The following is an 11,271-nucleotide window of genomic DNA, read 5'->3' as shown; positions in this document are numbered from 1 at the left end:
CCGTGTGTGGACTACGTACTGGAATGACCATGATGGGTGGGGTGACCCGCAGAACGGTCATTTCTTCCCGTTGCCGGGTGGGGCGGTGTTCGACCGTGCGACGCAGCAGTTGGCGGCGGTCTCGCGTGCGTCTGGGAATCTCGATGTGTTTGTGATCGGGTTCGACAACCGTGTGTGGACTACGTACTGGAATGACCATGATGGGTGGGGTGACCCGCAGAACGGTCATTTCTTCCCGTTGCCGGGTGGGGCGGTGTTCGACCGTGCGACGCAGCAGTTGGCGGCGGTGTCCCGTGCTACTGGGAACCTCGACTTGTTTGTGATCGGGTTCGACAACCACGTATGGAGCGAGTTCTGGAACGACCGCGTCGGCTGGAATTAAGGGCGCGCCCGCCGAGACGGTCCTGGCGGCCGCCGTACCGGGCCGGTGCTTGGATCCTCGGACGACCAGCACCGCCACCAGCCGCCACAGCGAAACGGGCCGGGCCGGAACAATCCAGGCCTGGCCCTTGCATCACAGGCTGGCGTACCTGCGCGTTCGCGGCGTGCCCCCAACGCTCACGGGTAAGTTCGCCGGCATGGCAGCTTGGCTGCACGTAGAAGGACGGCGATGTCGCGCAGGAAATGCTGGGCGGGGTGTTTGCCCTCAACGGGGCAAACTCCCGTGAGGCCGGTCGGCCCGGCGCGGAATCGATCACCCACGGCGGACGAAAGCGGATTCCGGCGCCACGTCAGGAACGAGCGGACTATGGCGTAAGGACACCCGTGAGTGGAGGCATGGGCGTCCACTCGAGCCGCCTCTCGAAAAGCGCGACGACCAGTGAGAACCACGATGCCCCGCACCCTTGGTGCGGGGCTCGTCATGTGAGCAAGAGACGAGATCCGGATCTGAAGGTTGTCGCGGATCTCCACCAACCGGCCGCGCTGAGGCGGGTCTGGGCGCAGGAGGGAGGCCGACCACTTGGGGCACCGCAACACCCCGTCGGCGAGCACCTGCTCGCCGACAGGTGTTACCAGGAAGATGTGAGCGGAGGCCAGGGAGAGCGGGCGCGGCTGGTTGTCCCCACGGGCGTCGGACACTTTCTCGGACTCGGCGCGATACCTCAGGATCTGCGCCGTATACATGGGCGATGGCGGCGGCGTGTTGCCAGGCGGCGATCTCGACGACGGCCGAACGCTGACCCTCTGACGGCGGATCAAAAGTGACCCACTTGGTGATCTTCGTCTGACTCTGGCCTCGGTGATCAAGGTCAGGAGGGAAGGTGATCCTCGTGGAGGACTGGGCAGAGATCCATCGGCTGCACCGGGCCGAGCAGATGCCGATCCGGGCGATCGCCCGGCATCTGGGCATCTCGAAGAACACCGTCAAGCGGGGCCCTGGCGAATGATCGGCCGCCGCAGTACCAGCGGCCGGCCAAAGGATCGGCCGTCGACGCTGTCGAGGTGCAGATCCGGGAACTGCTGCGGGAGACCCCGACGATGCCCGCAACGGTGATCTCCGAGCGGATCGGCTGGGAGAGGGGCATGACCATCCTCAAGGACCGGATCCGGGAACTGCGGCCGGCCTATGTCCCCATCGATCCGGTCTCGCGCACGGTCTATCGGCCCGGCGAGTTGGCCCAGTGCGACTTGTGGTTCCCCGACGCGGACATCCCTCTCGGCTATGGGCAGAGCGGACGCCCGCCGGTCCTGGTGATGGTGTCCGGCTACTCTCGCGTGATAACCGCCCGGATGCTGCCTTCCCGCAGGACCGGCGACCTGATCGACGGGCACTGGCGGCTGCTGACCTAATGGGGCGCCGTCCCCAGGACGCTGGTCTGGGACAACGAGGCCGGCGTCGGCCGCGGCCGCCCGACATCCGAGTTCGCCGCTTTCGCGGGCCTGCTCGCTACGAGGATCTACTTGTGCCGCCCAAGGGATCCGGAGGCGAAGGGACTGGTGGAACGGGCGAACGGCTATCTGGAGACGTCGTTCCGGCCCGGACGGCACTTCAGCGGACCGGACGACTTCAACACCCAGCTGCAGGCATGGCTGAAGGTCGCCAACCGGCGTGTCCACCGCACCCTCTCGGCCCGTCAGGCCGACCGGTGGGAAGCTGTCTCCGCCGCCGCCCAGCTCATCACCACCGGCCGCCGCCGCATCCTCCGCCTCGCCAGGCACTGGCCCTGGACCGACGTGATCACCGACGCCCTAGACCGGCTCCACGCCCTTCCGAACCCCGGCTGATCCAACACCGCCGCCGACCACATCGAGGCAACCAAGCTGGCCCTGGCCCAACTGCCCAAGCGGTTGCGACGCGGCCGGCAGACACTGATCCGTACCGCCTCCGGCGGCTCCTTTCCCGCTTCCCCTGAGGGTCGGTCAGCGAATGGGCTTCACACCGGTCAGGTACTTGGGAGTTGGGAGCGGAGGTGCTCAAGGGCCCGGCAGGTGCGGTCCAGTTCGGCCTGGAGACGAGGGGTTGCCTCGGTCAGCCGTGCAGGCGTCCCGGCACCGGCGTGCTGTTCGAGTTCCTGGCAGCTGGCGGCGAGGCTGTGGGCTCCTATGTTGCCGGCAGCGCCCTTCAGGCTGTGGGCCAGCTCTGCGATCTCATGGGCGTCGTGGCGGTCCAGTGCGTGGAAGAGGGCGCTCGTCATCTCGGGGGCCCGCGTGAGGAAGTGGTCCACCAACTGCTCCACCAGCCTCAGCTCGTCCTGGCTGCCGGTCCCGCGCAGTTCGGTCAGCCGAGCCGAAATGGAGGCACTGGGGTCATCGTCTGCTGGTGGCGTCCAGCGGGAGAGAGCTTGTTCCAGCTCATCGGCGGTGATGGGTTTGGAGATGTAGTCGTCCATGCCGGCGTCCAGGCATCGTTCCCGGTCCTCGGCCAGGGCACTTGCGGTCATCGCGATCACCGGCACATGGCCACCGGTGCCACGTTCCCGGCGGCGCAGCTCTCGAGTGGCGCCGTATCCGTCCATCCGAGGCATCTGGCAGTCCATCAGAACCACAGGGTAACTGCGCTCCTGGGTCATCCGGAGGGCCTCGATGCCATCGGCCGCGATGTCGACGCTGTAGCCGAGGCTGGTGAGGAGGCCTTGCGCGACCATCTGGTTGATCTCGTTGTCCTCCACCAACAGCAGATGAGCGCGGTGTGTCGGCGGGCGACTGGAAGGGACCGGTGCCGATGCTGGAGGAGCCGCCGACGGCCTTTGCATGATGAGCTCGATCAGGGCGTCTCTGAGCTGTGACTGAGAGACGGGCTTGGGGAGGCTTCGGGCGATGCCGGCAGCTGTCAGTTCTGCCGCGGAGAGCGGTATGCCGGAGCTGAGCATCAGCAACCGTACCCTGCCGATGGTCCGATCGGTGGTGATCCGGCGGGCGAGCTCGAGCCCGTCCATGTCCGGCATCTGCATGTCAACCAGAGCCAGGTCGAAGGGGCTGCCCGCGGCTGCCGCCTCATGCAGAGCCACCAGCGCCTGGGGACCGCCGCCGACCGTGGTGGGTTGCATGTCCCACCTGCGCAACTGGGTATTGAGGATCATCCGGTTGGTGTCGTTGTCGTCGACGACCAGGACTCTCAGCCCGCGAAGCACGACAGGCAGGGGAGTTTCGGGCTCTTGCCGGGGAGTTTCGGGCGTGCGCGCCGGCAGGGTGAGCCAGAACACGCTGCCCCGACCGAGCCGGCTGTTGACCCCAATGGACCCGCCCATGGCGTCGGCGAGCCTACGGCAGATGGCCAGCCCCAGGCCGGTTCCTCCATACCGGCGGGTGGTGGAGGCGTCAGCCTGAGTGAAGGCGTCGAACATCCGTTCCTGGTCGGCCTTGGCGATTCCGATCCCGGTATCGGCGACCTCGAAGCGCAGCCACGGCGCGCTCACCGCGGCGGGCGGGCCGGGATCCGGGCGGAGGCGCAGAACGACCTCTCCGGACTCCGTGAACTTCACCGCGTTGGAAGTCAGGTTGAGCAGTACCTGCCGCAGTCGTCCAGCGTCTCCGAGCACCATCACGGGCAGATCCGGACTGTAGTCACTGAGCAGTTCCAGCCCTTGAGCCTGAGGGGTCTGCGCCACCAGCGAAATGACCTCCTCGACCAGGGCCTGCGGGTTGAAAGCGACCTCATCCAGCTCGAGCTTGCCCGCTTCCAGCTTGGACAGGTCAAGGATGTCGTTGATCAGTGAGAGCAAGGCCGAGCCGGCCGTCTGGATGCCCTCGGCATAGCGGCGCTGATCCGCGTCGAGTTGCGTGCCCAGGAGCAGATTGCTCAGTCCGATGACCCCGTTCATGGGGGTGCGGATCTCGTGACTCATGGTGGCGACGAACTGAGACTTGGCCTGGGACGCGGCGATCGCCTGGTCGCGGGCTTCGGCCAAGGCGGCTTCGGTCCGCTTGTGCTCGGTCATGTCGCGGATGAAGGCGTTGAAGCAGCGCGCCTTCGCTGACTTCAGCCGCCACACCTCCATTTCGACCGGTATCTCGTGACCGTCGTGGTGCAGGGCCTGCAGTTCTATCCGGCTGCCCAGAATATGGGACTCCCCGCCGGCCAGGATCCGCTGCAGTCCGGCGACGTGCGCGGCGCGAAACCGCTCAGGAATGATCGTGTCCTTCAGTGGCCGGCCCATCGCCTCCCGATGCGAGAACCCGAACAGCCTTTCGGCGCTCTGGTTCCAGTCGATGACCAAGCCGTCCTCGTCTATCGAGACGAAGGCGTCCCGGGCCGTCTCGATGACGGAACGCGCCTGATCCTGGAGCAACCGCAGGGCTTCCTCCCGTCGCCGCTGACCCTCCGCCTCCCGCACGAACCCACGTACCTCCAGCGGTTTGCCCGCTGCGTCCCGCACCACCCAGGACGTTGTCTCCGTCCATATCCAGTGGCCGTCGGCGTGCCGCAGGCGCAGGCATACCACCACGCGGCCATCACGGAAGAGGTCCCGCTCCGCCCATTCGAAGTCCTCGACATCGCCCGGGTGAACCCAGGACTGCGCCGACCTCCCCACCACCTCCGCGGCGGGCCTGCCCAGCAGGACGGCACCCGCTGCGGAGACTTCCTGGTATACGCCGTCGATCGTCCGCCGGAAGACCATGTCCGGGGAATTCTTTGCCAGCAGCCGAAAGCGTTCCTCGTCATCGGCCGCATACTGTCCGGGCGGGTTTGTGGGCCCCATAGGTCCGCCTCCACGTGTGATGCCCGACCACAGTGGGCGGGACGACAGACGCCGCGACGGCTCACCCGGACGTCGGCGGACGGCAAATGATCGTAGAGTCCCGCCGTGGGCGTCGAACCCGGGGCCAGACACCGGTGACCAAGAGTGGCATCAGGGCACCGGAGGAAGGTGGACACATCATCCGGGCACGCAGCGCAGCTGGTTTGGGTGACGGGCACCCACCTGGCCGTTGGGCGCTCCCACACCCGGGCCGTGGAGCGCTGGCGGAGCTAAACGATCCTCTCCAATGTCAACGGACCTCTCCAGTGAAGAATGAGCCACTGAAGATCGCAATAGGAGGTGCCGGGCACGGGGCTCGGGCCTTCTGCCCGGCGCATCACCGTGTGCACGGGCGGGAGCAGGTGGGGTGCCACGCGACGTCGCGGAGGTCGTCACCTGTCCACCGCGAGCCCGCCGCCGGTTCATTTCTTCTTTGCCAGATCTTTCAGGGAAGACCCACCCACCTCTTCCTGCAGGACGGACACACGGGGCGCGAGCAACTCGCCATATGCCGCGTAGCTACCGTAGCCGTCGCTCTTTGATGGGACAGCCATGTTGAAGACGGTGCCGAGGACGCGGCTGCGCACGCGTTCCAACGCCTCAACGGCGGTGTGCACCTGTTCACGGTTGGTCTTGGACGCGCGGACGACCAGCAGCGTCCCCTGGACCAGGAGAGCAAGTCCGAGGGTGTCGGCCACCGGCAGCAACGGTGCGGTATCCGCGATCACCACCTCGTAGGTGGCCGCGAGTTCCCCGAGTACCTCGCCCATACGTGCCGAGGCGAGCAGCTCTTCTTCCACACGTCCTCCGGCTGCACGGGCCGCAAACGGGGCGCGCAGAGCAGCAGGCTCCTCGTGCAACGCACGGCACTGGCATCCGCCCCGCGGTCCGCCCCGCGTGGTGTCCTGCAGTCGCTCAGGTCCCAGGGGGAGTGCCGTACACGCTGCGCTTGTGCGCGTGGCAGCGCTCGCTCGCACACCCGCTCGCTCGGCTGTCACGCTGGCCCCGGAACACAGCGCGGGCACCGCCCTCCCGGCCCGGACGCGCGCAGAACGACGGTCCCTGTCGGCCATACAGCGCCGACCACCCAGGGCTTCACCACGTCCGCCAGTTCCTCCGAGAACCGGTCACCGCCAACTGCCAGGTGGGCGGCCCATTGCCGTACCGCTCCTGCTGCCCAGTCCGCGATCTGGAGCTGGGAGTTATGCCGACGTACCCGAGGAAGTGTTCGGCTTTGCGCTGTAGCGGCGGTGCAGGCGGCGGCAGCCGTTCAGCCAGGGCATCGTCCGCTCGATGACCCAGCGGTGTCGGCCCAGGCGGCCGGAGCTTTCCCCGCCGCGGCGGGCGATGCGTGGCACGATCTTCCGACGGCGCAACCATCCGCGCAGGTGGTCGAAGTCGTAGCCCTTGTCCGCGTGCAGCTTGGCAGGGCGGCGACGCCGGGGGCCAAAACGGGACCGGATCGGCGGGAGACCACGCATCAGTGGGATCAGGGCCTGACTGTCGTGCAGGTTGGCGTCGGAGATGATCCCACCAGCCCTTTGACCTGGGGCTTGAAGTTGGGGGCAACTCGCCGTATGCGCCCGCCAGCTTCCCGCCGCTGGCCGGACGACGGCGGAACCTGGGTGGCGGCCCGTGCGGCGGCTGGGCTGAACCGCTCCCTCGGCGGCGTGCGGGATGTCCCCCTGCGGGGTCATGATGAGACGGCCCGGCCGCCGCGGGAGCGCCGGGCGGGAAGGGGCAGGCGATGGAGCTGTTCCCGCCGGCACCGCTGCCGGAGTGGCGGGACACGAAGGAGACGCTGCACCGCTTCGCGCAGATTGTCGGCAAGATCCGCTTGGCCGCGAGCTCCCGGCGCAACCACTGGTGGAACGTCCCGTTCCATGTCACGGGGCGCGGCATCACCACCCGTCCGATGGGTCAGGTCGACGGGAATCCGATCTTCACGGTCGACTTCGACTTCGTCGACCACCGGCTCGCCGTCATGACGCTGGACGGCGAAGAGCGGTCCTTTCCGCTTCCGGGCCAGTCCGTCGCGTCCTTCTACGACCAGACCCTGGCCGCTCTGGCCGCGCTGGGCGTCCGGGCGAACATCGCTATTCCCAGGCCCTTCGACCTATCCGACGCCGACCGGCCGTTCGCCGAGGACACCGAGCACGCGACCTACGACCCGGTGGCCGCAAACCGCTACTGGCGGGTGCTGAGCCAGGTGGCGTCCGTGCTGGAGGAGTTCACGGCGGGCTTCTCGGGAAAGGCCAGCCCGGTGCACCACTTCTGGCACACCTTCGACATCGCCCACAGCCGGTTCTCCGGGCGCCGGGTCGACCAGCCCAGGCAGGCCGACCCCGTCACCCGGGAGGCGTACTCCTCGGAAGTGATCAGCTTCGGCTTCTGGTTCGGCGACGACACCTTTGCCGAGCCCGCGTTCTACTCGTACACCGCCCCCGAGCCCGCCGGCCTGGCCGAAGCACCGCTCAGCCCGGCGTCCGCGCAGTGGGTCGCGCGCGGCGACAGCCACCTGGCCGTACTGCGCTACGACGCGGCCCGCGCCGAGGCCGATCCACGTGCCGCCGTGCTCGCCTTCTACGAAAGCGCCTACCAGGCCGGGGCCGGACGCGCCGGATGGGACATCGCGGCGCTTGCGTGCGCCGGCGGAATCACGGACCCGGTCCGTCGCATCTGACGAATTCGGTCAGCAGTGCAGCGCGGTGCAGTGGTCAGGCTTCGGTATCGGTGCGCGCCAGGATGCGCTTGAGCCGGCCCGTGGACTGGCCGACCTCGATGAGGTAGCCATCCGGGTCGCGCATGTAACAGCGCAGCTCGGCGCGCCGGTCGATGGGCGGGGGGTGAGGAACTCGGCTCCCTTGGCGCAGGCTGGCGCGTAGAAGCCGTGGATATCCGCCACCCGTACATTCAGGAAGCTGGAGGCGGTGTGGGGGTCCTCCTGCCGGCGCAGTACGACGTCGGGTTTGTCATCCGTGGGCCCGCCGCCGGGGTTCGTGATGATCCAGCTGTTGGCGACCTTGATGATGCAGGGTTCTTGAGACTGAGCGCGATGTTGGCGCTTGAGCACGCTAGTTGTCCTGGCAGAGGGGCACGCCAGGTGTGCTGAGCAGGTCCTTTCGCGAGCGGAGGCTCTTCGGCTGCTCCGACTTGACCTTCGAGTCGAGTCGAAGGTTTACGGTCGCTTGTGTGACGAGCTACCGCATCTCGCAGCTGGCCCAGCGCTCCGGCGTTCCGGCCACGACGCTGCGCTTCTACGAGGACTCCGGTCTGCTGCCCGCTGACCGCACGCCGTCCGGGTACCGGGTGTACGGCGAGGACGCGGTGGAGCACCTGGCCTTCATCTCCTCGGCCAAGCTCCTGGGCCTTGCCCTCGACGAGATCCGCGAGCTCCTGGACGTCCGCGAGGAAGGGGTGTGCGCTTCCGTCCGGGCACGGATGCTGCCGCTGATCTCGGGGCGGATCGCGGAGACCGACGGCCGGATCGCCGAGCTGCGTGCGTTCTCCGCCCACCTGGCTCGCGTCCATGCCGACCTGTCCGGCCCGGCTCCGACGGGGGCGTGCGGGCCGGACTGCGGCTGCACCACGACCAGCCTGGCGCCGGCGGCCGAGGCTGTGCCCATCGAGCTGTCGCCGACACGCTTCTCCATGGGCACCGAGCCGTGGCGGGAGGTCCCGGTGGCCTGCACCCTGGGCGGCGCCGAGCTGGGCGAGCGCACCGCACAGTGGCAGCAGCTGGTCGCCAAGGCCACGAGCCACGAGGAGATCACCGACGGCCTTCGACTGTCCTTCCCCGCAGACGCTGAGCTGGCCGGTGACCTCGCGAAGCTGGCTGCGGCGGAGCAGGGCTGCTGCGCGTTCTTCGACTTCACCCTGCACCTGACCCCGACCGTTCTCCAGCTGGACGTGCGGGCCCCCGAGTCCGCCGCCGGCATGCTGGACGACCTCTTCGGAGCACCCGCATGACTGCCTCCTCTGCCCGTCCGTCCCGGCCCTGGGGCACGCTCGGCGCCGGCGCGGCCGCGATCGCCGCCTGCGCGGTGTGCTGCGCGGGGCCGCTCCTCGCCGTCCTCGGCGGAATCGGCGTCAACCTCCGCGATCGGCGCGCTCTGGATACCCGCCCTCGCAGTCCTGGCCGTGGCAGCCGGGCTCGGAGTCCTCGGCGTACTTCACCGACGCCGGACACCTGCCTGCCGCACGGCACCAGCGCCGACCGACCTCGGCATGCCTACCTTGGGCCCACCGCCGGAGAGGGACGGCAGCCAAGCGGCTGGCTGAGCGATCGCCGCACGCCGGGCCGAGGGCGGTGGCTCGTGAGAAACGTCCCGCGCCTCATCCCCGACTGGCCACCAGCACGAAGCGAGCCTGCCGCGCCCTGACCATGAGCAGACGAAATGGGTGAGACCGTCCTGCGGACTTGTCTGCCAGGGCGCGGGAGCTGAATGCCGACTACGTCAGGATCACCGCCAACGACATCCCGTTGCCGAACCGGTTCTTCGACCAGGCGAGCAAGCGGATAGAGCGGGGCGTCGCTGAGTAACTCCAACGTCACCGCCCCAGGCCTGCACAGGCCATCCGGTGCAGGCCTGCGGTCTTCTCATCCGGTTGGGCGGCCGCACGCGGCGCCCGGCTACGCCCACTGGGTGATGACCACCCCTCCACCCTCACCACCCGGCACAATCTCGCCTGGTGCCAGGTTGAGGCGGGGGGATGCGGCCGGAGCAGCGGCCGCCTTCGCCGAGCTCCTCGCTGACCGCGCGCGGGTACTGGGCCATGACGACCCCGTCACCATCGCCACCCGGGCCCATGCCGCGTACTGGCGGGGGGTGCGACTGTTGAGGACTCGACTGATTGATGAGCAAGGTCAGTGAACAGCGGCGCCGGCCGGATCTCCATCGGATCATGTCCCTCGTCCAAGCGACCTGCCCGAAGGACGCACGGTGCGGGTGCGACGATGCGGGCATGCGTGAGTTGAGCCAGCTGATCGCGAACTGGAGGCGTGATCGGCATGCGGGAGATGCTTGTGGGCTCCATCGCCCCGCCCGCCGGTCCCCGCATCCGGCACGCGGGCTGTGCTGGTTCCGTGTGGTCTTTTGCGCGCCGGTGTCACCAGCGCATGCCGAGGGCGTCCATCTCGGCGCGGCGTTCCGGGGCGAGCCGGTCGGCTCGGCGTCGGGTGTTGTCCGATCATGCCCCGGGTTTGTGCCCGGTGCCGTCGGTGGTCTCGACGTGCTTGCAGGGTACGTGCAGGTGCCTCTCCCCGGGCGCGGAACTGTTCGGCCGCGGCGAAGTTGGCTGTCCACCAGTCGTCCTGGCCGCGCCGCGCCGGTTGTGTCGCAACCTCAGGCGCATCCGTCTCACCGAGCGAAGCCAAAGAGACACCCTGGTGCTGAGGCGCCTCCTGTGGCAGGGGGCGCCTCAGCATGTTGTGCGTATCAGTCGATGCTGCCGTACTGCGCGGGGAAGTCCGGTGGCCAGGGCTGGGTGAAGTCGAACAAGGACGGGTCCTCGAACTCGCGGGCTGCTTCACGCCACGCGGGATCGCCGGAGACGACGAAGCTGTCCCCGTCCGGTTCGAGCATCCAGGTGAAGGCCGCATCCTCCGCAGGAAGGCGGTGACGCTCCTTCAGCACAGCGAACTCCGCCTCCGACGCCCGGCGGACGTGAATGCCCCGCTCATAGATGGGCTTGAGCAGCATCAGCTCGACGTGGCCGAAGTACACCTCGACACGGGTGTCCGTTCCATCGACTGCAGTGGGCTCGCTGCGCAACAGCAGCACCCGGTGCGACGCCGCGAAGCTGACCACCCGGAACAGACGTCTCTCTCGTACGAACTCCGGCATTGTCTGTGCTCTTCCTGTCCTTGGGTTCTCGGTGTCACTGGGCCCAGTCGGGCTTCGGCATGTCTTTCACGAGGCTGGGCACTTTCTCACCTGGCTTGGTGAAGTACCAGTCGACGCCGTCGAAGTCCCGGGTTCCGAGAATCACTTTGAGACGCAATGTCGCCACTTCCCATGCGGTGCCGTTGCTGCTTCCCGGTGTCGCCACCGTCTGCCAGTCGCCGCCGACCAACGGCCTGCCCCGCTCG

6 protein-coding genes and 5 pseudogenes are annotated in these 11,271 nt (G+C 68.1%); 5 read left to right on the top strand and 6 right to left on the bottom strand.

Features of this window, described 5'->3' with window-relative positions:
• Both ACF1GV_RS39155 and istA read left to right on the top strand, forming a co-directional pair.
• Window positions 1–382, top strand: a pseudogene (locus ACF1GV_RS39155) (hypothetical protein); the annotation flags it as partial.
• 880 nt (window positions 383–1,262) lie between these two features.
• Window positions 1,263–2,226: pseudogene (gene istA / locus ACF1GV_RS39150) on the top strand (IS21 family transposase).
• Between the two features lie 158 nt (window positions 2,227–2,384).
• On the opposite strand, the gene ACF1GV_RS39145 reads toward istA, so the two are convergent.
• The 3 genes and pseudogenes from ACF1GV_RS39145 to ACF1GV_RS39135 form a co-directional block, all read right to left on the bottom strand.
• Window positions 2,385–5,141, bottom strand: coding sequence for a response regulator (locus ACF1GV_RS39145; protein ID WP_391691270.1), 2,757 nt, complete (start codon window positions 5,139–5,141; stop codon window positions 2,385–2,387).
• Between the two features lie 461 nt (window positions 5,142–5,602).
• Window positions 5,603–5,980 (bottom strand): tyrosine-protein kinase family protein, encoded by a 378-nt coding sequence (locus ACF1GV_RS39140; RefSeq protein ID WP_391691267.1) that lies wholly within the window; start codon window positions 5,978–5,980, stop codon window positions 5,603–5,605.
• 432 nt (window positions 5,981–6,412) lie between these two features.
• Window positions 6,413–6,706 (bottom strand): annotated as a pseudogene (locus ACF1GV_RS39135) (transposase); the annotation flags it as partial.
• A gap of 221 nt (window positions 6,707–6,927) precedes the next feature.
• On the opposite strand from ACF1GV_RS39135, the gene ACF1GV_RS39130 reads away from it, so the two are divergent.
• Window positions 6,928–7,863, top strand: coding sequence for a DUF5996 family protein (locus ACF1GV_RS39130; RefSeq protein ID WP_391691264.1), 936 nt, complete (start codon window positions 6,928–6,930; stop codon window positions 7,861–7,863).
• A 34-nt stretch (window positions 7,864–7,897) separates the two neighbouring features.
• Here the strand turns inward: ACF1GV_RS39130 and ACF1GV_RS39125 are convergent.
• A pseudogene (locus tag ACF1GV_RS39125) lies at window positions 7,898–8,223 on the bottom strand (VOC family protein); the annotation flags it as partial.
• A 149-nt stretch (window positions 8,224–8,372) separates the two neighbouring features.
• On the opposite strand from ACF1GV_RS39125, the gene ACF1GV_RS39120 reads away from it, so the two are divergent.
• On the top strand, window positions 8,373–9,149 hold the full coding sequence (locus ACF1GV_RS39120; RefSeq protein ID WP_391691261.1) for a heavy metal-responsive transcriptional regulator: 777 nt from the start codon (window positions 8,373–8,375) through the stop codon (window positions 9,147–9,149).
• Window positions 9,150–9,600: 451 nt separating this feature from the next.
• Window positions 9,601–9,723: a hypothetical protein gene (locus ACF1GV_RS39115; RefSeq protein ID WP_391691258.1), complete on the top strand. Its 123-nt coding sequence runs from the start codon at window positions 9,601–9,603 to the stop codon at window positions 9,721–9,723.
• Between the two features lie 895 nt (window positions 9,724–10,618).
• On the opposite strand, the gene ACF1GV_RS39110 is transcribed toward ACF1GV_RS39115, so the two are convergent.
• Both ACF1GV_RS39110 and ACF1GV_RS39105 read right to left on the bottom strand, forming a co-directional pair.
• On the bottom strand, window positions 10,619–11,026 hold the full coding sequence (locus ACF1GV_RS39110; RefSeq protein WP_391691255.1) for a hypothetical protein: 408 nt from the start codon (window positions 11,024–11,026) through the stop codon (window positions 10,619–10,621).
• A 34-nt stretch (window positions 11,027–11,060) separates the two neighbouring features.
• Window positions 11,061–11,264 (bottom strand): annotated as a pseudogene (locus tag ACF1GV_RS39105) (polymorphic toxin type 27 domain-containing protein); the annotation flags it as partial.
• Between the last annotated feature and the right edge of the window lie 7 nt (window positions 11,265–11,271).

This window comes from Streptomyces sp. NPDC014006 (assembly GCF_043088925.1).
GTDB lineage: Bacteria > Actinomycetota > Actinomycetes > Streptomycetales > Streptomycetaceae > Streptomyces.
The sequence above is the reverse complement of the archived record's forward strand: the minus strand, read 5'-3'. Positions and strand labels throughout refer to the sequence as shown.